This is a genomic window from Alcanivorax sp. 97CO-5, from assembly GCF_000524665.1.
Classification (GTDB): domain Bacteria; phylum Pseudomonadota; class Gammaproteobacteria; order Pseudomonadales; family Alcanivoracaceae; genus Alcanivorax; species Alcanivorax borkumensis.
Map to the genome: position 1 here is coordinate 1 of NZ_KI965885.1, position 24,368 is coordinate 24,368.

The window sequence follows — 24,368 nt, forward strand, 5'->3', positions numbered from 1 at the left end:
GGGCGGTTAAAAATGGGGGGATTACAATCCTTCGAGGAGAACCGGTCTCAGCAAAAGTGGAAAAGGTCCTTGGGGGGACGCGCTGGTGGCATCGATTGCTTGGAAAAGAACGCCACTTTGGCCCCCTAATCCGTCTTACAAAGGGGGAAATCGACTGGTCTGCGCACAAGAAGCATCGCGAAATTGCAGAGAAGGTCGACCGCTTAGTCAAGGACGCACTAGCCTCTGAGAAATCATCTCCAGCAGAGGCGGCAATTGCCAACTACGAAGCAGCATTGAATTCGCTGGTTGACTTAAACAAAGAAAACCCAACTGCTGCGGCGCACAGGTATCAGGAAGCGCCCATAAATCGTCTTACCATGCTTCTCGTGCGCCAGAAGCGAGGCGAGGAGGCATTAGCTGTATTCGAAAAATGGGAATCTGTGCGTGATCCTGTTGGCCTCACAAAGGCAAGCCGCGAAGCGTTGGCTAGCGTGTAGAAAAACTTCGGAACGGCCGTGTATCAGCAACTTAACAAGAGGCTGTTGCCGGACGGTGAACGCGGCGTTAAATTTCTCGAATCTGTATTAAAACGATTGGACAATTATCGGAAGTTACTTTGTGAAAATAATTAAAAAGGTCCGCATGAAAGTCTGGGCGACATGCCGCCAGAAAGTGGAAAACTCTAGTTTAGNTTAAAGGGAGAGTGGACACTACTCCTTTCGTCGTTACAATTGACCCGCTGAGGCCAAGCGCTAGAAATCTGGCCATAACCTTCAAAGCCCCTTCACAAACACCTTCGAATTCCGCTGCCAGTTATACAGCGACTGCCTGGCTCCCGGCAGCGCTTCTACGCCCGCTGCCTCAAACCCCTGTTGCTGAAACCAGTGCGCGGTGAGGGTGGTGAGCACGAATAGGCTGTGCAGCCCCTGTTCCCGTGCCCGCCGTTCCAGATAGCTGAGTACCTGGGCGCCTCGTTCACCTTTGCGGTAGCTGGAATGAACGGCGACACAGGCCAGTTCGCCGGTCTTTTCTTCGGGGAAGGGGTAGAGGGCTGCGCAGGCGATAACCATGCCGTCGCGTTCGATGATGGCGAAGCGCTGAATTTCGTTTTCCAGTAGCTCCCGTGAGCGGCGCACCAGGGTGCCGTCTTCTTCCAGTGGTTCGATCAGTTCGAGAATGCCGCCCACGTCTTCAATGCGCGCGCCACGGAGGGTTTCGTAGGTTTCCCTAGTAACTAGGGTGCCGCAGCCGTCGCGGGTGAACAGTTCTTTGATTAGAGCGCCGTCTACCTGGGCATCGAGCAGGTGTGCCCGAGCCACGCCGTTACTGGCGGCATGGCAGGCGGCGGTGAGCTGCCGGTCTACACCATTGTTTTCGTATTGGTCGCCGGCCAGCAGTTTGCCGGCTTGCTGGGGGCTGAGTTCGCGCACCAGGTGGCCTTGCGGGTCGGCGAGGCGCAGGTGTTCGCCCATGATGATGAGCTTGTCGGCGCCCAGGGCGATGGCGGCAGTGGAGGCCACTTCTTCTGCGTTCACGTTGAACAGTTCGCCGGTGGGCGAGCCGCCCACCGGCGAGAGCAGCACCACGTTACCGTTGCCCAATTGCTGGCGAATGGCGTCTACGTCGATGCGCCGCACTTCGCCGGTGTGCTGGTAGTCGAAGCCACCACGCACGCCTACCGGTTTGGCCACTACAAAGTTGCCGCTAATTAACCGGATGCTGGCGTTATGCATGGGGGAGTTAGCCAGCCCCATGGAGAACAAGCCTTCCAGTTTCAGGCGCAATGCGCCCACCGCCGCCACGACGCTATCCAGCGCGGCACTGTCGGTGATACGCATGTGTTGCTCAAAGGTGGATTCAATGTCTGATTCTGCCAGCCGGGCGGAAATTTGTGGCCTGGCGCCATGCACCAGCACCAGTTTTATTCCCAGGCTATTCAGCAGGGCCAGATCGTGAATCAGGGTGGGCAGGCGCGGGCCGTCCAGCAGCTCCCCAGACAACATGACCACAAAGGTTCGGCCCCGATGCGCATTGATATACGGGGACGAATTGCGGAACCAGTGAACCTGGCTGTCGGTGTTCGGGGCTGCGCTGGTGGACACGGGCGTCTCGGCTCTAAGTGATTGATTGGCCAGTATAGCGAGCAGATTGTGCCGGATACTAGATGCGGGGCGTATGAGCCCACACAAAAAAACCGCCCGGAGGGCGGCTTTTCTGTGTGCGTGAAGCCTTTTTGCTATGCCCCAAACAGCCCTTTGAAGAAATAGAAGAACAGGATGGAGAGCAGCGCACCGGCGGGCAGGGTGACGACCCAAGAGGTGAAGATGGTGCTGATTACACGCAGGTTCAGAGAGCCAATGCCGCGGGCCATGCCCACGCCCAAGACCGCGCCTACCAGGGTGTGAGTGGTGGAAATGGGCAGGCCGGTGCTGGAGGCCAGCACCACGGTGGTGGCGGCGCCCAGCTCGGCGGCGAAGCCACGGGATGGGGTGAGCTCGGTAATCTTTTTGCCTACAGTGGCCATCACTCGGGCGCCGAAAATCGCTAGCCCAAAGACGATACCCATGGCCCCGACCAAAAGAATCCAGCTGGGCATTTCTGCTTTGGCGCCGATTTCGCCGCCGGACGCCAGTACGCTGTTGATGGCGGCCAGCGGGCCGACGGCGTTGGCTACATCGTTGGAGCCGTGGGCAAACGCCATGGCGCAGGCGGTGAAGATCATGAGTACCGCAAACACGCGCTCCACAGAGCTGAACCGGAAGTCTTTATCGGCTTCTGGGTCTGGTTCAACCCGACTCAGGAAGAAGCTTCCCAGTGCCATAACAACCGCGCCACCCAGCAGGGCCCACAGGAAACTGTGGAAGAAACTCAGTTCCAGACCGACGTGTTTCAACCCTTTGACCATGGTGACCATGGAAATAACAAAGCCCACCAAGAACATGTAGAAAGGGACGACTTTCTTGGCGCGTTCGAAGGGGTCGTCGTGGTTCAGTACCAACCGTTGCACGCTACGGATTAGGGCAAAGGAAATGATCCCGGCCAGCAGGGGCGAGGTGACCCAGCTAGCGACGATGGAGCCCACCTTGCCCCAGTGCACCGCGTCCATGCCCAAGCCTACGGCGGCAAAGCCGACGATGGCACCGACGATGGAATGGGTGGTGGAGACCGGCCAACCGAACCAGGACGCCACCATCAACCAGATACCGGCGGCCAGCAATGCGGACATCATGCCGTAGACCAAGTATTGCGGGGCGTGGGAGAAGGCATCCGCATCGATGATGCCCTTGCGGATGGTGGCGGTGACTTCGCCGCCGGCCAGGTAGGCCCCGGCAAATTCAAAGATAATGGCGATGATAACCGCCTGCTTCACGGTGAGGGCCTTGGCTCCCACCGAGGTCCCCATGGCGTTGGCCACATCGTTGGCGCCAACGCCCCAAGCCATTAGGAACCCGAAGGCGCCCGCCAGCAGCAGCATGAAATAGCTATGCTCTAGCATCCACTCCATAAGAACTCTCCTAGCGTGCGACCAACATCTGCAGGCGGCCGCCCACTTTCTGGGCGCGATCGGCGAGATCGCCCACCCATTCGATGATCTTGTAGAGGAAGATGACGTCCACTGGTGATAGCTCGGTTTCCAGCTTGAACAGTGTGGCGCGAATGGTGACCTGTTGATCGTCGTTGGCCCGTTCCAGGCGGTCCAGTTCTTCGATCAGGTCTTCTATCATGCGAATTTCACGGCCACTGAAGCCGGTTTCGATAAGCTCATCCAGTTCGTTGATGGCTTTTTGGGCTTGGGCGGAGGTGTCGATGGCACCTTGTACATAGGCTTGCATTACGTCGGCCAAAACGGGAGGAATGGTCATCTGCCGGCCAAGCATGAGCCCGGAAATATCCTTAGCCTTATTCGCGACCTTGTCCTGCACGCTGATCAGTTCGAGCAGATCGGTGCGGGGCATGGGCAGAAATAGACTTTTGGGCAGGCTGAGACGGAACTCTTTTTTCAGCTCGTCGGCCTGGTTTTCCAGGTCGGCAATTCGCTGGCGAGCGGCGCGTGCCTTGTCCCAGTCGTTGGTCGTCACGGCGGCGAAGAAGTCCGCCAGCGTGCGTGCGCAGTCGTGGACGGTATCGTAGTGTTTTTGCAGGGGCTTGATTGGTGAGCGGCCGAAGAGGCCGGCAATGGAGCTTCCAAAGGACATAGGCGCCTCGGGTCCAAGGGTTAGGGTTGGGAGCAGCTGCCCATCATGCCGCTATTCGCTGCTGGCGGGTAGCCGCGGCAAGACGGTGACAACGGTGTCGCCGTTCCGGCACTAATTGGGTCGCGAGTATAGAGAAAGCAGGCGGGGCTGTCAGGGGGTCAATGTTAGGGGTACAGTAAAGATGCTGATGGGTCGCTACGGCCTACGCCAGAATAATGAGATGGCTCGGCTTGCCACAGGTGGTGTTTTGCCGTGTGGCGCAGGCCAATAGAGTCCCGGGTAGAGTTGGAGAGTATAGAAAGTGAAGAAAGTGACGGTTAGCGCTCCTGGGGATGCCCCCAAGCTGGACGGCCTTCTGGTTGATGTGCGCTGGTTGATGCGTGAATTGCTGGATGAAGGGCGCGTCAGTCAGGAGGACTTTAACGTGATCTCCACGACGCCGCGGGAAAAGAAAGAATTGAATTGGCACCCTATTCAGGTGCTGGCTAAGTACCGCCTTACCGATCGCACCAATACCCACCAGCTTTTGGATGTGGACTTTCTGACTCATTGGCTGTCAGAAAAAAGCGGCTTGCCGGTGTACAGCATTGATCCGCTTAAAGTGCATGTGGATCAGGTGACCAATGTAATGAGTTACGCCTTCGCTGAGCGCCACGGTATTGTGGCGGTGGAGGTGCATCGCGATAAGGTGGTGGTGGCCTGCGACCAGCCGTTCGTGCGCGGCTGGCAGCCGCATTTGCAACAGGTGCTGCGCGATCGTGAGCTGGAAGTGGTGCTGGTTAATCCGGAGCAAATGCGCCGCTACCGGATTGAGTTCTATAACCTGAGCCGCTCCATTGCGGGGGCGACCGGCAACACCGGGCAAGAAATGTCGGGCATTACCAACTTCGAGCAACTACTCGAGGTGGGTAAAGGGCACCACGATGCGGACGACCAGCATATCGTTAACATTGTGGACTGGATTCTGCAGTATGCGTTTTCCCAGCGCGCCAGCGATATCCACCTGGAGCCACGCCGGGAAACCGGCAAGATGCGCTTTCGCATTGATGGTGTGCTGCATGATGTGTATGAATTGCCGGCGGCCATTATGGCGGCGGTGACTAGCCGGCTAAAGATTCTTAGCCGTTTAAATGTGGCGGAAAAGCGTAAACCCCAGGATGGCCGCTTAAAGACCAAATCGCCGGAAGGGGATGAGATTGAGCTGCGGATTTCTACTCTGCCCACCGCGTTCGGTGAAAAGATGGTGATGCGGGTATTCGACCCGGATGTGCTGGTGCGTAGCTTCGAGCAATTGGGTTTTAGCAAGGAGGATCACGATACCTGGCACCAGATGACCAGCCACCCCCATGGCATTATTTTTGTCACCGGCCCCACCGGGTCGGGGAAAACCACCACGCTGTATTCTACGCTCAAGCAGTTGGCCACCAGCGAAGTGAATGTTTGCACCATCGAAGACCCCATCGAAATGGTGGAGTCCAGTTTTAACCAGATGCAAATTCAGGCCAATATTGATGTGGACTTTGCCCAAGGCGTGAAGGCCATGCTGCGCCAAGACCCGGATATCATCATGATTGGTGAGATTCGCGACTTGCAGACTGCGGACATGGCCATTCAGGCTGCCCTCACCGGCCACCTGGTGCTGTCGACCCTGCATACCAATGACGCGCCATCGTCCGTCACCCGGTTGATCGACCTAGGCGTGGCGCCTTATATGATTAGCGCCACGGTGCTGGGTGTGATGGCGCAACGGCTGGTGCGAACGCTGTGCCCGAACTGCAAGACGGCCACCGAAACCGACCCGCAAGCCTGGGAGGAGCTGGTTCGTCCTTTCAAGATGAAGATGCCGGCAACGCTGTATCAGCCGGTGGGTTGCTTGGAATGTCGAGGGACTGGGTATCGAGGCCGGATGGGGGTGTATGAAACCATGCCCCTGCGCACTACCCTGAAAAACCACATCACCCGTGGCGCCGACCTGGAAACCCTGACCCGGGCCTCACTCAAAGAAGGCATGAAACCCCTGCGAATCAGTGGCGCCATAAAAGTGGCCAAGGGGCTGACGACCATTGAAGAGGTTATGCGGGTGACGCCCTCCCACGATATTTTGATGGGATAGCGCTGCATCAATCGCGGCAGCAATAAGGAGGGCGCGCGGGCGAGAATGTTCTGGGTTTGCCCTGAGGGGCCCAAGTTCCAGCGCTGGGCTCCGTTGGTTGCCCTGTCTTCAACGCCATTTTTCCGTGTCGCGGTTTGACGCTTGCAGCGTATAGCTTGGTTCTGCCGCTTGTAGCTTTGCCTTTGCCGTACGACAATAGCCGCCCATGAGTGAACCCCAATACGATTCTCTGCCGGATGAACTGTCGGTGCTGGTTAGTCAGCACTGGCAGCATTTTATTGAATCCGGACACCGTATCCCCGATGCCTTGTTGGTCGATCTGCCCCGTGTGTGGGCAGGATCGGACTATGTTGCTGCTCAGTTTCAGCGAGATCCGGGGCTGGGAGAGTGGCTGCAGGCCAGTGATCTAACCCAAGCTCTGGCGCCTGCGTCCTTGAAAGAAGAAGTGCGCGCGCTGTTGGCTGAATGTGATGATGAAGACAGCCTCAAGCGGGCCCTGCGCCGTTTGCGTCACCGCCACATGGTGCGCATTATTTGGCGGGACCTGGCCAGGATAGGCGATTACCACAGTGCCGTGGCCGACTTGTCGCTGCTGGCCGATACGCTCATTGATGAAGCGCTGACCGTATTGTATGGCTGGGCCTGTGAGCGTTGCGGCACCCCGCTGGGGCCGGATGGCACGCCGGTCCGGCTGGTGGTGCTGGCCATGGGCAAGCTGGGCGCTCACGAGTTAAATTTGTCTTCCGATATCGACCTGATTTTTGCCTACGAGCACGAGGGTGAAATCGAAGGTGAACGCCGGGCGCTAACCCACCACCAATTCTTTGTGCGTTTGGGCCAGCAGTTAATTAAGGCGCTGGATCAGACAACCGCAGACGGCTTCGTTTTCCGGGTGGATATGCGTCTGCGCCCTTGGGGCAAGAGCGGTGTTTTGGCCATCGGCTTCGATGCCATGGAGGGTTACTACGAAACCCAGGGCCGCGAATGGGAGCGCTATGCGCTGATCAAGATGCGCCCGATGGCGGGCGATTTGGAGGCCGGCGGCCGCTTGATCAAACGCTTAAATCCCTTTGTCTATCGTCGTTATATCGACTACGGCGCGTTCCAGTCCCTGCGAGAAATGAAATCCCTGATCGAGAGGGAAGTGAATCGTAAGGGGATGCAGGCGGATGTGAAGCTGGGTGCAGGCGGCATTCGTGAAGTGGAATTTATTGTTCAGGCATTCCAGCTGATTCGCGGTGGCCAGTTGCCTGATCTACGTGAGCCGAATTTAATCAAAGTGCTGCCACAGCTGGTGGCGCTGGAGCTGTTGCCCGAAGATGTGGCCGACGAGTTGACTGAGGCGTATCTGTTTCTGCGCGATGTGGAGCATCGTTTACAGGCGGTGGCGGATAAGCAGACTCAGCGGCTGCCCGATGATGAGCTGGGCTGGCAGCGCTTGACCTATGCCATGGGCTTTTCCGCTCGGGCAGCGTTTGAGCGCAAGCTGCGTCGCTACCGGGAAAGTGTGCGCCATCATTTTAGCCAAGTGATTGCCGACCCGGAACAGGAAACCGATGCTGCCCAAGGTGCTGATCAAGAGCTGCTCGATTTGTGGTTGGGGGCGTTGGATGAAGATGCAGCGCAGGCTCAACTCAGTGCTATCGGGGTGCTGGATGCTCAGGCTGTGTACGCTAGGCTGAGCGACTTCCGCGATAGCCGAGCGGTGGAGAATATGCAGGCCATCAGCCGGCAGCGGCTGGATCGGTTGATGCCATTAATGCTCGAAGCGCTGGGTTACCAGGGGCACGGTGATACGACAGCGGGGCGCTTGATCGCTTTTGTGGAGGCGGTGCTGCGCCGCAGCGCCTACATAGCCTTGTTGGTGGAAAACCCCAGCGCATTGACACAGCTTGTGAAACTGTCCGGTGCTAGCCCTTGGATTGCCGAGCGGCTTACCCGTCACCCTGTATTGCTCGACGAGCTTCTCGATGTACGCACCCTCTACTCGCCACCGGAGCGGGCGGAGTTGGATGACGAGCTGCGTCAGCAGCTGCTGCGGGTGGCTGAGGACGATTTGGAACAGCAGATGGAAGTGCTGCGTAACTTCAAGCAGGCCCATCTGTTGCGGGTAGCGGCGTCGGAAGTCACCGAAGTATTGCCGTTGATGAAAGTGAGTGATTACCTGACTTGGCTGGCCGAAAGCATTCTTAACCAGGTGGTGATGTTGGCCTGGGAGCCGATGGTGGAGCGCCATGGCCGCCCATCACGCGATGATGGCCAGCCCTGTAGCCCGGATTTTGTGGTGGTGGGCTATGGCAAGCTGGGGGGCATTGAGCTGGGGCACAATTCCGATTTGGACCTGGTGTTTTTGCATGATGCCGCCAGTGGCGGCATGACTGACGGTGAAAAGCCCGTCTCCAACGAGCAGTTTTATGCCCGCCTGGGGCAGCGCATTGTGCATATCATTAGCACGCGGACCATGAGTGGCCAGCTTTATGAGGTGGATACTCGTTTGCGCCCGTCCGGCAGCGCCGGCTTGTTGGTCAGCTCCATGGATGCGTTCGAAAAATATCAGCGTAATGATGCGTGGACCTGGGAGCATCAAGCACTGGTTCGCGCGCGCGTGGTGGCTGGCTGCAACCGTGCCCGGGAACGCTTCAATGATATTCGCCATCAGGTGCTGTGTGATCCTCGACCCAAAGACAAGCTTCGCGAGGACGTGTTGGCCATGCGCAGCAAAATGGTCAATCACCTAGCCGATAAACGCTTGGACACTTTTCACCTCAAGCAGGATCCTGGTGGTATCGTTGATATCGAATTTATGGTGCAATACGGGGTTCTGAGATGGGCCTCCTCCCACGGTGAACTCACCCGCTTCACCGATAATGTGCGCTTGCTGGAAACACTGGCCGCACTGGACATTATGTCGGCTCAAGATGCTGGCCTGCTGCGGGAAGCCTATCTGGCTTATCGGTCCGCGGCTCATCGCGCTTCGTTGCGCAAAGAAAAATCCATTGTCGACGACACTCAATTCCGCGATTTGCGTGAAGGCGTTCGAACGATTTGGAAGCATTGGTTCGACCTGTAGGGCGTTCGCTCAAAGGTCCTTAGTCTGGGAGTATCACTGCATGTCGATGGCTGTAAGAGACGGTTTTATCTGGTTGGATGGTGAGTTGGTTCCCTGGGAGGATGCCAAGGTGCACGTCCTCACGCATACCCTGCATTATGGCATGGGCGTGTTCGAAGGGGTGCGGGCCTACGAAACAGATCGTGGCCCAGCGGTTTTTCGCCTGGAGGATCACACCGACCGGTTTTTCAACAGTGCGCATATCCTCAACATGAAGCTGCCCTTCAATAAAGAGCAGATCAACGAGGCGCACCTGTCAGCGATTCGCGAAAATAATTTGCCCCACGCCTACCTGCGCCCGATGGCGTTTTACGGCAGTGAAGGCATGGGTTTGCGTGCTCACAACCTGAAAGTGCACGTGATGGTGGCAGCCTGGGAATGGCCGTCCTACATGTCGCCGGAGGCGCTGGAATTGGGCATTAAGGTGCGCACCTCCAGCTATACCCGTCACCACGTGAACATCACCATGTGTAAGGCGAAAGCCAACGGCAACTACATGAACTCCATGCTGGCGCTGAACGAAGCCCTGTCCGGCGGCGCAGATGAAGCCTTGCTGTTGGATAACGAAGGTTACGTGGCGGAAGGTTCCGGCGAGAATGTGTTCCTGGTTCGCGACGGCATCGTTTATACCCCGGAACTGACCTCTTGCCTGGATGGGATTACTCGTAAAACGATCATCCAATTGGCTGAAGAGCGCGGTTACCCGGTGCGTGAAAAACGTATTACCCGTGACGAGCTCTACATTGCCGACGAAGCCTTCTTCACCGGTACCGCCGCTGAAGTTATGCCGATTCGCGAACTGGATGGCCGTATTATCGGCGCAGGCAAGCGCGGCCCGGTAACCGAGCAATTGCAGGCTGTGTATTTTGATCTGGTGCGCGGCAAGCTGGATGATGACTACGGAGACTGGCTCACTTACGTGAGCTGAACAGGCGGATGCCGGCTACCTTGACCGACTCGCCCTCCGCCATCCTTGTCGTCGGCCCGTCCTGGGTTGGCGACATGGTGATGGCGCAAACGCTGTTTTGCGAACTGCGTCGCCAACACCCGGATTGTGCCATTGATGTGTTGGCGCCGGCGTGGTGTCGCCCATTGCTGTCGCGTATGCCGGAAGTGCGCGCCGCGCTGTCGTTGCCGTTTGATCATGGCGATTTACGCCTTGGCGAACGGCGTGCTCTGGGCAAATCCCTGCGTGGTAAGTACCAGCAAAGCTATGTGCTACCGAATTCGCTCAAGTCTGCGCTGGTGCCGTTCTCGGCAAAGATTCCAGTGCGCACAGGCTGGCGTGGTGAAATGCGCTATGGCCTGCTTAATGATGTGCGTAAGTTGGATAAAGAACGTTATCCATTAATGGTGCAGCGTTTTGTGGCGCTGGCGTTACCAGATGACGCACCGGTTCCGGCTCTGGACACGATTACTGCTCCGCACTTGCAAGTTAGTGATGCTTCACGCCATGCCGCCATGGAGGCCCATGATTTGAAGCTGGAACGCCCGGTGCTGGGGTTGTGTCCAGGAGCAGAATTTGGCCCGGCCAAGCGCTGGCCGGAGCATCACTACGCGGCGGTGGCCCAGCACTGGATAGAGCATGGTGGCCAGGTGTGGATATTCGGTTCTGGCAAGGATCAGCCGGTAGCGGATGTGATCGTCGAGACGTTGCAAAATGGGGCGGATCAACACGCGGAGGTGTTGGCGGGTAATACCTCACTTGAGCAGGCGGTGGATCTGTTGTCCGCCACCCATGCTGTGGTGAGCAATGATTCCGGGCTAATGCATATTGCGGCGGCTTTGAAACGACCCTTGGTGGCCGTATACGGCTCCACCTCGCCAGGCTTTACCCCGCCCTTGGGCGAGCGGGTAGCAGTGGTACGATTGGGGTTGGAGTGTAGCCCTTGTTTCGAGCGTGAATGCCCGCTGGGCCACTTGAATTGCCTGCGTCAGTTGCCGCCGTCACAAGTGATAGAGGCGCTGCAGCAACTGGAAACAGCGGATGCCTGAACGCATCGACAGGTCCTGACATGCGCGTGCTGCTGATAAAAACCTCCTCCATGGGGGATGTAATTCACACCCTGCCGGCACTTACTGATGCGCTTGCCGCGCTGCCCAATTTACAGGTGGACTGGGTGGTGGAAGACAGCTTCGCCGACCTGGCCCACCGCCACCCTGCGGTTCATTCGGTTATTCCCTGTGCCCTGCGTCGCTGGCGTAAGCATCCTGTCCAGGCGCGCCGTTCTGGTGAATGGGCGACTTTCAAATCGGCGGTTCAGGCAACCCGTTATGATGCGGTGATTGATGCCCAGGGCCTGCTGAAAAGCGCTTTTGTTACGCGTTTGGGCAAGGGGCCCAAATTTGGGTTGGATAAAAAATCAGCGCGGGAAGGGTTGTCTGCCCGGGTGCTGGATCACCCCCTGCCTGTGCGTCGCGGTCAGCATGCTATTCAGCGCGTTAGGGAATTGTTATCGCTGGCGTTGGATTACCCTCTTCCTGATACTGCTCCTGATTATGGGCTGCCCCGTGAGCATGTGCCAACACCGCTAAGTGAACCCGCGGAGCTGGTGTTTTGCCATGGCACTACCTGGGCCACCAAACATTACCCGGAAGCGTTCTGGCGTGAGTTGCTGGAGTTGGCCAGTAGTGACGGGCATCGCATTCATTTGCCTTGGGGCAACGACGAAGAAAAAGCACGGGCCGATCGATTGGCTGCCGGACTTAAGCAAGTGACTGTGTTGCCGAAGATGGGATTGGATGCGCTCACTGACAAGCTGTTGAGCTGGGATGCCTTTATCGCTGTTGATACCGGGCTAGCGCACTTGGCAGCCGCTGCGGGCTTGCCCGGCGTAGCGCTATACGGACCTACCGATCCAGTACTGACCGGGGTGCAGGGTATGCGTGCGTCGTCGTTGGCGGCTGATTTTCCTTGCGCTCCTTGTGTACAGGAGAAGTGCACCTATAGAGGTGAGCTAGGCGAAGGCGTGGAGCCTCCCTGTTTTAGCCGCCTTAAGCCACAACAGGTTTGGCAGCAATTGCTGCGTCAGTCGCCATGAAAATTGCCATGGTGCTCTATCACTATTTCCCCTGGGGTGGGTTGCAGCGCGATTTTGCACGCATTGCCCGTGAGGCTGTAGCCAGAGGCCATGAGGTCGATGCTTTGGTCAGTGACTGGCAGGGCGACTCTTTGGATGGCGTGACGGTACGGATTGTTCCTGTGTCGGGGCGAAGCAATCATGGCCGCATGGCAAGTTTCGCGTCTACCGTTACCAGCATGGTGGGCGATTACCAGCGAGTGCTGGGCTTTAACCGGCTGCCGGGACTGGACGTTTATTTTGCAGCGGACACTTGTTTTGCTGCTCATGTGGCGAGCAAGTCAGCCTTGGTTCGTTGTCTGCCAAGGTATGCTACCTACCTGAAGCTGGAGCAGCGGGTGATGGAGAAAGGCGGCGCTCATTTGTTATTCCTGAATGATGACCAATGTGGCGAGTACCTGGCACATTATTCACTGCCTGCTTCGCGCTACCAGGTTTTGCCTCCAGGCATCGAGCCGGACCGTCGCCGCCCGGAAAACCATGCCGAACTGCGAACACTGATTCGCGATGAACTTGGCGTTACGGATAATGACTCTCTGATTTTATTCCTCGGTTCAGGGTTCAAGGTGAAGGGGCTGGACCGGGCGTTGGAAGCGTTTTCTTGTTTGCCGGAAAATGCCGTGATGATGATTGTGGGGAATGATGATGCGGTGCCGTATCTGCGCGGCCTGGACCCAGCGGTAAGGCAGCGAGTGGTCGTGCTGGGACCTAGACATGATGTTCCCGCATTAATGCAAGGCGCAGACCTGTTGCTGCACCCCGCCTACCGGGAGTCTGCAGGGATGGTATTGATTGAGGCTGTGGTGGCAGGCTTGCCGGTGTTGACCACTGATACCTGTGGTTATGCGCGCTATGTAAAAGAAGCGGGGGCTGGTGAAGTCATGACCTCGCCATTTCGTCAGGAGGCTCTGAACCGGGCATTACAGGAGATGGTAGAAAGCGTGCCAGGGCCATGGCAAGCGGCGGGGCTCAAATACGCCGCCTCTCCAGAGCTGTATCGTTTAGCTCAGAATGTAGTGGATGCGCTGGAGGTTAGCCGATGAAACTGTTTTTACGGGATGACATCGGCGCGTTATGGAGCGGAGATGATCCGTTTGCTCGAGCTGCCGAACAGGATGGTGAGGTCTTCAGGGCACGGGAAGGTCGGAGAACTCTGCGTTTCTACGGCAATGGGCGTAGCTATTTCCTCAAGTACCACGGGGGCATTGGTTGGAAAGAAATTTTCAAAAATTTATCCCAGGGTAAATTGCCAGTATTGGGGGCCATGGATGAAGTGAAAGCCATTGATGCGGTCCGTGCCGCTGGGCTGGATACCATGACTGTGGCCGCTTTTGGTAGTAAGGGGATGAACCCTGCATCCGTTAAGTCCTTTGTTGTCACCGATGACTTAGTCGATACCCTGAGTCTGGAAGATGTCGGAGAGCAATGGGTTTCGCAGGGCCACACTCCAGTGGTTTTCAAGCGCGCCCTGATTGCAAAAGTTGGCCATATTGCCCGCACCATGCATGGCGCGGGAATCAATCATCGCGATTTTTATTTGGCACATTTTCTGATGCCAGAATCCGATGTAAAGCAACAAAACGTTGACGGCCCTATGTATCTCATTGACCTCCATCGATCTCAGGTCCGTAGCACTGTGCCGCGGCGTTGGCAGATAAAGGATCTAGGCGGGTTATATTTTTCCACGGCTCGCTTTGGTATGACTCGGCGTGATTTGCTGCGGTTTGTTCGGGCCTATACCGGGTTGCCGTTACGGCAGGCGCTGGAGGATTTTCGTCTTTGGGAGGCGGTGCGTCGTGAAGCAGAGAAAATCTATCGGCGTTATTTCGAGGTGGAACCCGAGTTGCCGCTGCAATTTAATCTGCATCCCGGGAAGGATATTTGATGATGGCAGTATCCACGGCCACTGTTGAGCAGTTGCTGGCATCCCGGCTCCCGGCACTCCCGGTAATGCTTGTTGTCGGGAAATGGATTGTGCAGGTGGATACGTTGCTGCGTTTCATGCCCGAGCGGCGTGCTATCTATTCGGGTCAGGACCAGGATGGAATGCCCGTTATCATCAAGCTTTTTTCCCAAGCGTCACGCTCTCGGAAGGAGTTCAGCAGCGAAAAGTTAGTTCTGGAGCAACTCCAGAAAAGGGGAATCCCTGCGCCCAGAATTATGGCCGCCGAAGAGGATGACCAGCGTTCGGTTTTACTGCTTGAGCATCTAGGCGGACGCTCTGCATTGGCTGCCATGAAAGAGGCAGGCGAAGACGGGCAGAAAGTTCTGCTGCATTCATTGGTGAAATTGACTGCCCGGATGCACAAGGCCGGGGTGCTTCAGCGGGATATACATCTGAATAACTATATTGTGCATGGTGGCGGCTGGCATGTGATCGATGCTGGTGATGTCCAGGTCTCGAATGCTTTTATTTCCGGTTCCAAGGCGTTAGAAAATCTTGCTCTGCTTCTGGCTCAATTCCCGCCGTTGTCACTACCTTCTGCCGATACGGTTTCTGGTTGGTATGGCGATGTTTTTAGTGCCAAAGCCATTGCTAGGAAGCTGGCTGAGGTTCGAGAAAAGCGGTTGCGGAAACTGGTTAAGAAATCCTTGCGGGACTGTACCGAGTTTGTAGAGCTCAATGAGCCTGGCTTGTCCGGTATGTGCCGGCGTGAGGATGAGGAAAAGGTGCGAGGCTTGCTGGAGAAGGGAATAGATAACACCTTGCCAGGAGTTGAGTGTCTCAAGGATGGAAATAGCGCCACGGTATGGCGAACTGATCTCGCTGCAGAGTCGGTGGTTATCAAACGCTATAACCTGAAAAGTTTTATCAAGCGAGTGGCCCGGCAGTTTCGTAGTCGGGCGCGGAACTCCTGGATGAATGCGAGTTATTTGAGGCTTGTACATGTTCATACTCCCCGAGCGCTGTGCTTTGTATCGGAAAGAAGCAAGGGGCTGAAGGGCAGGGAATACCTTGTCTGTGAACATGTCGATGGGCGCATGCTTCCTGAAATTTGTGAAGATGGGGGGCGGGAGCGGGAGAAAGCGCTCAGCCAAATGGCGGATTTCTTCGCAATCATGCTGCTGATGCGATTCAGCCATGGGGACAGTAAGTACACCAACTTCCTTTTTGTTGACGGTAGCCTGCAGGTTATTGATTTGGATGGCATGGTGCGCTTTCCTGGGAAAGCACTGGTTCACAATCTTGAGGGGCAACGCAGTCGTCTTTTTGAGAGCTGGAAACCTCGAGAGGCGCTGGCGGCAGACGCAATGCAGGAGTTTGAGGTCTATTATCAGGCCCGATTGCAATGGATTGAGAGTTGGTTATGAAAACACTGATTGTCTCCACTGACGGAAAGCTAATGGTGACGCGCCCGCTTTGGGAGGCTGCCCGGGATGTCTTTGATTTTGACCATGTGGAAGTTACCCGGGAGCACGGACTGGAGGCTTATTTCAGTGAGGCAGATTTCAGTGGTTATGATCGAGTCATTGCAGACACCAACCTGCGGCGCCTAGGACGGCGGTATCTTTGTTTGAAGCGGGCTCCAGGGTTAGTGGTGTTCGACCATGACGTTTGTCAGAACAACGTACCGTCTAGTGAGTGGTACAAGCGTTATCCTTCTGTGTTGCGCGATCTTGGGCAGGTTCGGATTATCGTTTCCGGATTGCAGTTGGCTGAGCAACTGCGAGGTGAAGGTATTGATGCTTGTTACCTGCCCAAAGGCTACGATAGCGAGACGATATATGACCTGGGGATTCCGCGAACGGAAGGCGCAGCCTTCGTTGGCAGGGTGAAGAACAAGGTATACAAAAAGCGCAAACGCTTCCTGCTGCGGCAGGAAAAAATGGGCCGGTTGGCGTTGCTGCGTGCTGAACCGGGTGGGCACTACAATAAGCTGCTTAACCAGATCCGGTTTTTTGTTAGTGCGGATATCGGGTTTGGCGAGTATATGATCAAAAACTTCGAGGCCATGGCAGCAGGGTGTCTACTGGTGGCTTGGCGCCAGCCAAAGCAAGAGCAAGCTGCCCTGGAGTTTGTTGAGAATGAAAATGTAGTGCTTTATGACAGTGAGGATGAGCTGGCTGACAAACTCAAATGGCTTGAATCGGACTCTTCTGCGGCAGAGCGTATCGCCAAGGCGGGTCAGGCGTTGGTGACGACAAAGCATCGTTGGGTGGATCGAGCTGCGGTATTTCCTCAACTTCTGGCGACAGAGATGCAGGAAGCCGCGCCGGTCACCTGGCTTGATCGACTGAGGATCATGGGGGCCGGAAAATGAGTGCGATTAATTTGCACGTGGTAGGTTGTCCGCGAAGTGGAACAACCCTCATGGCTGAGATGCTTGTGGCCTGTTATCCCCATCAAGGGCATTCGGAGCATGAAGAAACCATCTTTAAGGTGGCGCCCCATGAGCAGGGCTTACGGCTTTCCAAAAAGCCCAATGATGTGCTTTGGATGGCGCCCCTGCTCAAGCGCGATCCCGACTTGCATGTCATTGTTATGCTGCGAGATCCACGCTCGGTGATTTGCAGTATGCATAAAGCCTGGCCTGGCATGTACTTCTGCAACTACCCAGTCTGGAAGCGGGCAGAGAAAGCCGCTGGCAATATCGCCAATTATGACCGTGTTTTATTGCTTCGCTATGAAGACCTGGTGCGTGACCCGATGAAGGTGCAGAAGCAGATCGAAGCTCGATTTCCTTTTTTATCTCGCCGCCATGACTTTAATCGGTTTCATGAGGTGGCGACATCCGGTGAAGATGCGCAGAACGCATTGGGAGGGGTTCGAGAGGTTGACCTGTCGAGGATCGCCGGTTGGCGGCAGCACCTTCCTCGCTTGAAGCAGCAGGTTGAGCGTTACCCGCAGCTGATGAAGGACTTGGTTGCCCATGGTTACGAGCCGGACGATAAGTGGGTGGAATGTTTGGAGGGGGTTGAGCCAGAAAACTTTCCTTGCCGCTATTCCGATTCCTCGGAATTTTGGAAGCATCTGGAGCAAAAAATTAGATTCATGGGCAAGCGGCGACGCTATTTTCGTGCAAAGGGGTGGTGAGTATGCAGCAGTGGCGGGAGTTCGTGTTTCTGGGTTTGGCCAATCACCTTCCCCGGTTGAAATTCAGCGACAAAATTCGCTGGCTGCTGCTAAAGGCCGCAGGTATAGATATGCAAGGTCGCTCTACAGTTTATGGTCCAGTGGTCTTACGTCCCATTGGTGGCGCAAAGCGGGTGCATATCGGGAAGGGTTGCTTTATTAATACAGAAATCCGATTTGCCTGCCCGAAAGCGCCAATTACGCTAGGGGAGCGATGTCGCATCGGGCCCAGAGTCAGCTTTGAAGGAGCTCAGCACAGTCTATATCTCAATGATAAAGGGCGGCGTGGTACCACTGGCTCGCCTATCGTGGTCGGCAAAGATGTATGGATTGGCGCTGGAGCCATTGTTACAGCTGGAGTATCAATAGGTGACGGTGCTGTTGTTGCCGCTGGTGCTGTTGTTACTAAGTCGATTGCCCCTTTTACTCTAGTGGGCGGAGTGCCGGCGAAAAAAATCAAGAATATCGACCATGCTCTTTAATCTTTTCTCGGTGGCTTAGGCCTGCAATAAAGGCAAACGGAAACCAAAAAATAAACCAGATTGCTGAAGGTGGCGCAATAAGCTTGCTCAGGTCAGTTAGAGAAAGAAATAACACGGTGATAATGACTGGTGCCGCTGCAACTAAGGCAGGAACGTTTTTCTTTGCCATGATCAAAGGGGCTGAAATGGTTGTCGCGAAAAGCAAGATGACGCCCGTTAAGCCGCTATAGAGCCAAGTTGAAAGGCCTAAGTTGTGCGGGTGCTGAATATTAAGCCCTGTAACGGGTACAAGGCTTTTGGATAGCTCTGTATCAACGAATTTCAGGTTTATTCCCTTCCCGAATAGTGGCGCGTCGTCCAGCGTTTTAGTGGTTGCAGTCCAGATGTCAATCCGATGAGTGCTTCCTCTTTCTATAAGAGAGTGAAAAAAATCAGGAATAAGAGCATATAAAAGCGCGAGGCTGAAGCAAGCGGCTAATGCCGCTACCCATTTTGTTTTTATGGTTACCGGGGATGTGAGGCATAGCGCTATGCCCCATGCTCCCATCGCTAATAATGGCCCCCGGCTGGCGGTTGTTAGCGTATATATCAGCAGAGAGGAGAAAAGTAGCGAGACTAATTTTACAGGGAATTTGTCAATGGTTTGTAAAACCATTACAGATGTTGCTGAAACCGCTATCAAAATTGAGGGGCCCATTATGGGGTGGCTAATCATGCCGGGGCCCATATTGCGATCTGGTGCGTCTGAGGATAAAAAATAATTCAGAATTGTATATATGCACACGGCAAGTGTTGCAATGCAAAGGTGGGTCGCTGTCTGTTTTAACTGCTCTTTCGGGAGCTGTGCTATAAAGATTAGGCCTAACCAGAAAAAGATTAAGCCAATGCCCCATCGTAAATAGCTGCCGATTTTTACCCCTTCTCCCCAGAAAAGTGTGAGCATCAAATAAAAAATCAATATGACCCCAGTAAAAGCGCTAATATTGAAAATGCTGCCGATTTTTTTTCTTTTATTCCAAAGCATGCATGCCATGTAAAGGGCGAAAAAGCTAAAAATCAATCTTGATACTTGGCTATCAGATGAGACCAACATGGAAATATAAAATGGCATGATGAGGATGGAGGGGTGGATAGCTTTTTCTGATAGGGCGTTCATTTACTGAAAATCCATGTTGGCTATTTGGGTCGCGGTTTGACTGCGTAGCTTAAAATATTTCGGTGTTAATTTTAGTAAAATGATCTGCCATCAAGCTGGTGTTTAAACCGCTTGTGAACCCAGAGATACTGCTCGGGATGCTTGCGCACATAGTGCTCAATTGTGCTATTAACCCGAGCTGTATCCGCTTTATCGTCGCCACTGGGAAAATCTTCAAGCGCCGGGCCGAATTCGATTTCGTAGCGGCCGCCGGGTAGGCGGTAGTGCGCGCAGGGAATGACAGCGGCCTTGCCCATGCGGGCGATGCGGCTGGTGGCGGTAATGGTCGCTGCGGGCACGCCAAAAAAAGGCACAAATACCGCGTGGGCGGTGCCGTAATCCTGATCCGGGGCATACCACACGATGTCTCCCTTTCTGAGCAAGCGAACGATATGTCGAATATCTGTGCGCTTAACGATGCCTTTCATGTAGTTCAGGCGTCCCTTATTGATCAAGCGATCAATCACCAGGTTATCGTTGGGGCGATAGACTGCATTCATATCAAATGCGCAACTCAGTAACCGCGAGCCCACATCTATGCTGTTGAAATGCATGCCCAGTAACAACACCCCTTGCCCTGCGGCCTGGGCATTGCGGACATGCTCTAAGCCATTGATAGTCAGGCGGTTATTAAGGTTGATGCGGTGGTTGCTGAAGCTTCCGGCCATTTCCAGAATGGCTTCGCCGGTGCTGACCATGCAGCGCCTGGCTAAGGTTTCTTGCTCTTCGGCACTTAATTCTGGGAAGCAAAACCGAATGTTGGTCTGAACAACATGGCGGCGTTTTTTTGTCAGATGCCAGGCAAGGTGGCCCAGTCCACGACCCGCGGCCAATAAAACAGTCCACGGTAGCTGGCCGACTAGCCAGAATAGCCCGACGCCTAGCCAGCTAGGGTATAGGCGCGGATCGGAGAGGCGTGAAGGTCGGTTGGTGCGTTTTCCCATGGTAATCTCAACGACTGTTGGGATGGATGCTTGGGCGCTCGCTGAGTCGGGCCAGCAGAAGCGCTAAAGGGAGCCAAAGGCTAAGCCAGCTGGCATGGAATGGCACGAGTAGATATGCGCCGGCGGCGTAGGTCATACACAGGCCTGGCAGAACAGCAATGGTGTAGGCCGCACTGTCATGCCAGTTGATCTGGCGCTGCAGTAGGGCGGTCAGTGGGCTTACCCAACTGGCGATGAACAGCACCAGGCCGACCAATCCCAGCCCGTGAATCAATAGCAGAAAAATATTTCGGGGGTGAGCGAGGGTCTGTAGGTGAGAGCCGTTGTAGGCGAGCACTCCATTCAATGTTTCGTGATTCAGCCCGTTACCGATTAGGGGGTGAGCGAAGTAGTTGTTCACCGCCACACTGTGGCCACCTTGCACCATCAGATAAAAGGCAGCGGCCAGCGGGATCAGGCTTAGCCAGCGGCGAGAGCTACGGGTAAGCAGCCAAGCGACAGCAAGCATGATGCACATTAACCCCAGAGGCAAAGAGGCTAGGCAAAGAAACACAAAGCCGACCCCGGCACCAACTAAGCGGCGGGCGCCTTTGCCGGATGCCCCTTCTTCCATGCCCTGTGCCAGAAGAATGAACGTCGGTGCCACCATGGCCATCAGTGCCAGGGAGGGGTCAAGAGAAGGCATGCGAAAAATCAGGTTTGCCGGTTCGCTGAACAGGGGGCTGCTGAATGGCTGAGTGGTGTAGTAGCTGACCATAACGATTGAAGACACAATCACGGCACACAGGGCGCCGTTGGCCATGGCTTGTTTAAAGGTGTTACGGAAATACAGGTGTAGCCAACGAAATAACCCCACCATCACCACAATCTGCACGACTCCGCGCACCGTGCGTGAGGAATTGGGTTCTTCTGCCCAAGCTAGGCTGAGCAAGGCCCAGGCGAGCAATAGATAAAGAGGAACAAGAAAAGGCGAGGTCATCAGGCGATGATCGCCACTGACTACGGCGCGGGTGAGCAGGGTTAGACCGGGCAAAAAGAAAAGCACATCTAGCACGTTAAGTAAGCCGATGCGGGAGCTGAACAAGAAGACACCGCTGAACATCACTGCAAATGATAATGTGAGCCACCAGCGTAGCCAGCGACCTTGCATGATGTTGGGGGGCAGTGGTGGCATAGCGTGTCCTGTTGCTTCTAAATTGGCCAAGGGTTAAGGGCTACTGAATGATACCCTGACAGCGAGGTGATGCGTAATTGCCGGGTGACACACTCACGCAGTCTTGTGGCGCGAAGTGTACTGTCTGAACCGGTTTGCCTCCACTGCTATGCTACAATTGCGGGCAATTCGGCTCTGTTGTCTTATGGAGACATTGATGCAAAACCCGCACATCCCTTCTTTTGCCCAAGCCCGTGTTCTGGTGGCGGGTGATGTCATGCTGGATCGCTATTGGCACGGCCCCACCAGCCGTATTTCACCGGAGGCGCCAGTGCCTGTGGTGCGCGTGACCGAGCTAGAAGATCGCCCTGGTGGTGCCGCCAATGTGGCATTGAACATGGCGGCGTTGGGCGCCCGCGCGGAATTGGTCGGGGTGACCGGTAATGATGAGGCGGCGTCTATTCTGGAGGAACGCCTGGCGGCGGCAGAAGTGGGCTGCCATTTTCAGAAAGTGGCAGGCTTGCCGACTATTACCAAGTTGCGAGTGATTAGCCGCCAACAGCAGTTGCTACGACTGGATTTCGAAGAAACCTTCCACCATCAGGACCCCGCCCCTTTTGCAGAGCAGGTAAAACGGCAGCTGGCCCACTGTGGGGCGCTGGTGCTGTCTGACTATGCTAAAGGCGCGCTGCGAGATTGCCCTGGGCTCATCGCCCTGGCGCGGGATGCCGGTGTGCCGGTATTGGTAGACCCCAAAGGCACGAATTTTGAACCTTATCGCGGCGCGACCCTGCTGACACCGAATCTTAGCGAGTTTGAAGCGGTGGTGGGGCCTGTGAAGGATGAACAAGACCTGATTGCCAAAGGGCAGCAGCTGATCCGTGATCTGGATTTACAAGCAATGCTAGTGACCCGTAGCGAGAAGGGGATGACGCTGTTGCGTGATGGCCTGCCAGAGCTGCACCTGCCGGCCCGGGCCCGTGAAGTATTCGATGTCACTGGCGCGGGGGACACGGTGATCTCGGTGCTGGCGGTGTCGTTAGCTGCGGGCGCCGCCATGGAAGATGCGGTGGCCTTGGCCAACATTGCCGCTGGCATTGTGGTGGCGAAACTGGGCACGGCGGTGGTCTCCGCTCCCGAATTGCGTCGTGCGGTGCATCAAGAGGGGGGCTCCGGTCGTGGCGTGATGAGCGAAGCGCAATTGCTGATTGCCATCGAGGATGCTCGCGCCCAGGGCGAGAGAATCGTTTTCACCAATGGCTGTTTCGACATTATCCATGCCGGTCATGTGGGGTATTTGGATACGGCTCGTCGGCAAGGGGACCGCTTGGTGCTTGCGGTAAACGGTGATGAATCGATTCGACGGTTGAAGGGGCCGGGTCGGCCTATTAATCCGCTTGAGCGCCGCATGGCAGTCTTGGCTGCGTTGGAGGCGGTGGACTGGGTGGTGGCTTTCGATACTGATACACCGGAGCCACTGTTGGAGTCCATTAAGCCAGATGTTCTTGTGAAAGGCGGTGACTACAGCGTAGACCAGGTGGTGGGCCACGAATTTGTGAAAAGCTATGGTGGTGAGGTAAAAGTGCTCGATTTCATCGATGACATCTCCACCACCAAGATTGTGGAGCGCATTCGAGAGAAAGATTAACGGATTCGCGGGGGGAGAATGAATTACTAGCGAGTGAACACTTGCCGGTTGCTCGCGTGTTCAGTGCGGCTGTGGAGATGTCGAGTTGCCCGGCCTCTGCCTTCAGGATAACAGGGAAGGAAGCCCCGGAAGCGTCTCTGGGGTCTTCACGTCTGAGGTTCTCCGCCCATGTTCCCGTTTTGGCCTGTGACTATGAAGGACGATGATTGGCTGCCGGAGGTTAAGGCGGTCTCCCTGAAAGTCGTGGTGGCTAGCTAATGGTTGTTGTTCGCAGCAACGCCGGCTGTGATGCGATTAGCGTTCGCAGTTCACCGGCGACGCTTGATGATACAGCGGCAGGGTGTTCCCCATCCGCTCCTCCAGTGCCTTGATGCGGCTGTCGTGATTAGGGTGGGTGGAGAGAAACTCCATAGGTTGGGCACCGCCTGCGGCGGCCATATTGCGCCATAGTTGAATGCTTTGTCGTGGATCAAAACCCGCGCTGGCCATCAACTCTAGGCCCATGGCGTCCGCTTCCTGCTCATGGCTACGGCTGAACGGTAGCGCAATCCCCAGATATGCTCCCACGCCGAGGGCCTGCCGAATATTCTCGGTATCTGCATCACCTTCACTGAACAGCCCAACGATGAACAATACTGTTTTGATGCCCAACTCCTGGGTTAACCGCTCGTTGCCGTGCTTGGCCAGTACATGGGCGATTTCATGGCCCACCACTGCGGCCAGCTGGTCGTCGCTTTGTGCCACCTTAAGCAGCCCTTCATTGACGCCTATCTTGCCTCCGGGTAGAGCAAAGGCATTAGGTGTGGAATCTGCGAACAGCACCACCTCCCAGGTGGTCGGCATGGTCGCACCAGGAAAGCGTGCGGGGATGCGGCTGATTAGGTGCTCTGCCACACATTGCACCTTTCGGCGGGCGCTTTCGCCGGTACCCACCGGCAACTGCTGCTGCAGCTGCACAAAAGTCTGACGACCAAAGTCCGCCATCATAGACTCTGGTACTAGCGCCAGTTGGTCGCGACCGGTGGGAGTCTGGTCGCAGCCGACCAGCAGTAAAGGCAAAATGGCCAAGAGGAAAAAACGCACAGGGAAACCTTGTTGGAGCGGCGCTCAGGCCGCGAAGTTATGCTTCACGGTAGCGCAGGTTGCGGGTGTTGTGTAGGGACGCCCGAAACGAAAAGGCCCCGCTCTTGTGAGCGGGGCCTTTTATTTGGTGCGCAGGCGGAATTAAACCAGCCACACGGGGGGTTAAATTTTCATATATAGAAATAACTTGTCGACGAATAAACGGAATTCTTCCGTACCGAACACTGTATGCCTTTGACCCAAGACCGACAGTAATATTGCTTTGTCGGATTGTTGTTCGGCCACCTTTCCGTTCTGGCGAGTCATTAT

At 55.6% G+C, this 24,368-nt stretch carries 20 protein-coding genes; 13 read left to right on the forward strand and 7 right to left on the reverse strand.

Translation table 11 applies throughout. The features are described 5' to 3' along the window. Window positions 1–479 (forward strand): hypothetical protein (locus Y017_RS15320; protein WP_035459574.1); only part of this gene is annotated, 479 nt, incomplete at its 5' end. 276 nt (window positions 480–755) lie between these two features. Here Y017_RS15320 and argA read toward each other — a convergent pair. From argA to Y017_RS05865, 3 genes are all read right to left on the reverse strand, one after another. Next, complete coding sequence (gene argA, locus Y017_RS05855; RefSeq protein ID WP_035459577.1) at window positions 756–2,084, reverse strand: amino-acid N-acetyltransferase; 1,329 nt, start codon at window positions 2,082–2,084, stop codon at window positions 756–758. A 134-nt stretch (window positions 2,085–2,218) separates the two neighbouring features. Further along, window positions 2,219–3,487 (reverse strand): inorganic phosphate transporter, encoded by a 1,269-nt coding sequence (locus tag Y017_RS05860; protein ID WP_011589579.1) that lies wholly within the window; start codon window positions 3,485–3,487, stop codon window positions 2,219–2,221. 10 nt (window positions 3,488–3,497) lie between these two features. Further along, window positions 3,498–4,178, reverse strand: a complete 681-nt coding sequence (locus Y017_RS05865; protein ID WP_011589578.1) for a TIGR00153 family protein — start codon at window positions 4,176–4,178, stop codon at window positions 3,498–3,500. 301 nt (window positions 4,179–4,479) lie between these two features. On the opposite strand from Y017_RS05865, the gene Y017_RS05870 reads away from it, so the two are divergent. The 11 genes from Y017_RS05870 (at window position 4,480) to Y017_RS15550 (ending at window position 18,036) form a co-directional block, all read left to right on the forward strand. Beyond that, on the forward strand, window positions 4,480–6,291 hold the full coding sequence (locus tag Y017_RS05870; protein WP_011589577.1) for a GspE/PulE family protein: 1,812 nt from the start codon (window positions 4,480–4,482) through the stop codon (window positions 6,289–6,291). A 205-nt stretch (window positions 6,292–6,496) separates the two neighbouring features. Beyond that, window positions 6,497–9,361 carry a bifunctional [glutamate--ammonia ligase]-adenylyl-L-tyrosine phosphorylase/[glutamate--ammonia-ligase] adenylyltransferase gene (gene glnE, locus Y017_RS05875; protein WP_035459580.1) on the forward strand — a complete coding sequence of 955 codons (2,865 nt, stop codon included), beginning with the start codon at window positions 6,497–6,499 and terminating at the stop codon, window positions 9,359–9,361. 40 nt (window positions 9,362–9,401) lie between these two features. Then, a complete protein-coding gene (locus Y017_RS05880; protein WP_035459583.1) occupies window positions 9,402–10,328 on the forward strand; it encodes a branched-chain amino acid transaminase in 927 nt (308 codons plus the stop codon). Window positions 10,329–10,336: 8 nt separating this feature from the next. After that, window positions 10,337–11,395: a lipopolysaccharide heptosyltransferase II gene (waaF, locus tag Y017_RS05885; protein ID WP_035459586.1), complete on the forward strand. Its 1,059-nt coding sequence runs from the start codon at window positions 10,337–10,339 to the stop codon at window positions 11,393–11,395. 20 nt (window positions 11,396–11,415) lie between these two features. Next, complete coding sequence (gene waaC, locus Y017_RS05890) at window positions 11,416–12,441, forward strand: lipopolysaccharide heptosyltransferase I (RefSeq protein WP_035459589.1); 1,026 nt, start codon at window positions 11,416–11,418, stop codon at window positions 12,439–12,441. Beyond that, on the forward strand, window positions 12,438–13,523 hold the full coding sequence (locus Y017_RS05895; RefSeq protein WP_035459591.1) for a glycosyltransferase family 4 protein: 1,086 nt from the start codon (window positions 12,438–12,440) through the stop codon (window positions 13,521–13,523). The genes waaC and Y017_RS05895 overlap by 4 nt, the downstream gene beginning before the upstream one ends. Beyond that, window positions 13,520–14,365, forward strand: coding sequence for a lipopolysaccharide core heptose(I) kinase RfaP (gene rfaP, locus Y017_RS05900; protein ID WP_035459594.1), 846 nt, complete (start codon window positions 13,520–13,522; stop codon window positions 14,363–14,365). The genes Y017_RS05895 and rfaP overlap by 4 nt, the downstream gene beginning before the upstream one ends. Window positions 14,366–14,460: 95 nt before the next feature. Continuing rightward, on the forward strand, window positions 14,461–15,792 hold the full coding sequence (locus Y017_RS05905) for a lipopolysaccharide kinase InaA family protein (protein ID WP_157825236.1): 1,332 nt from the start codon (window positions 14,461–14,463) through the stop codon (window positions 15,790–15,792). Next, complete coding sequence (locus Y017_RS05910; RefSeq protein ID WP_051428711.1) at window positions 15,789–16,742, forward strand: glycosyltransferase; 954 nt, start codon at window positions 15,789–15,791, stop codon at window positions 16,740–16,742. The genes Y017_RS05905 and Y017_RS05910 overlap by 4 nt, the downstream gene beginning before the upstream one ends. After that, on the forward strand, window positions 16,739–17,515 hold the full coding sequence (locus Y017_RS05915; RefSeq protein ID WP_081737582.1) for a sulfotransferase: 777 nt from the start codon (window positions 16,739–16,741) through the stop codon (window positions 17,513–17,515). Before Y017_RS05910 ends, Y017_RS05915 begins: the two co-directional genes overlap by 4 nt. A 2-nt stretch (window positions 17,516–17,517) precedes the next feature. Next, window positions 17,518–18,036, forward strand: coding sequence for a DapH/DapD/GlmU-related protein (locus Y017_RS15550; RefSeq protein ID WP_035459600.1), 519 nt, complete (start codon window positions 17,518–17,520; stop codon window positions 18,034–18,036). Here the strand turns inward: Y017_RS15550 and Y017_RS05925 are convergent. From Y017_RS05925 to Y017_RS05935, 3 genes are all read right to left on the reverse strand, one after another. Then, a complete protein-coding gene (locus tag Y017_RS05925; protein ID WP_035459604.1) occupies window positions 18,011–19,192 on the reverse strand; it encodes an O-antigen ligase family protein in 1,182 nt (393 codons plus the stop codon). The genes Y017_RS15550 and Y017_RS05925 overlap by 26 nt on opposite strands. A gap of 71 nt (window positions 19,193–19,263) precedes the next feature. Beyond that, window positions 19,264–20,175, reverse strand: coding sequence for an LpxL/LpxP family Kdo(2)-lipid IV(A) lauroyl/palmitoleoyl acyltransferase (gene lpxL / locus Y017_RS05930; protein WP_035459607.1), 912 nt, complete (start codon window positions 20,173–20,175; stop codon window positions 19,264–19,266). A 7-nt stretch (window positions 20,176–20,182) separates the two neighbouring features. Beyond that, a complete protein-coding gene (locus Y017_RS05935; protein ID WP_035459610.1) occupies window positions 20,183–21,349 on the reverse strand; it encodes a hypothetical protein in 1,167 nt (388 codons plus the stop codon). 196 nt (window positions 21,350–21,545) lie between these two features. Here Y017_RS05935 and hldE point away from each other — a divergent pair, with 196 nt between their 5' ends. Then, entirely contained in the window at window positions 21,546–22,976 is a 1,431-nt protein-coding gene (gene hldE, locus Y017_RS05940) for a bifunctional D-glycero-beta-D-manno-heptose-7-phosphate kinase/D-glycero-beta-D-manno-heptose 1-phosphate adenylyltransferase HldE (RefSeq protein WP_035459612.1), read from the forward strand. Window positions 22,977–23,270: 294 nt separating this feature from the next. Here the strand turns inward: hldE and Y017_RS05945 are convergent, their stop codons facing one another. Then, on the reverse strand, window positions 23,271–24,059 hold the full coding sequence (locus tag Y017_RS05945; protein WP_035459613.1) for a M48 family metallopeptidase: 789 nt from the start codon (window positions 24,057–24,059) through the stop codon (window positions 23,271–23,273). Between the last annotated feature and the right edge of the window lie 309 nt (window positions 24,060–24,368).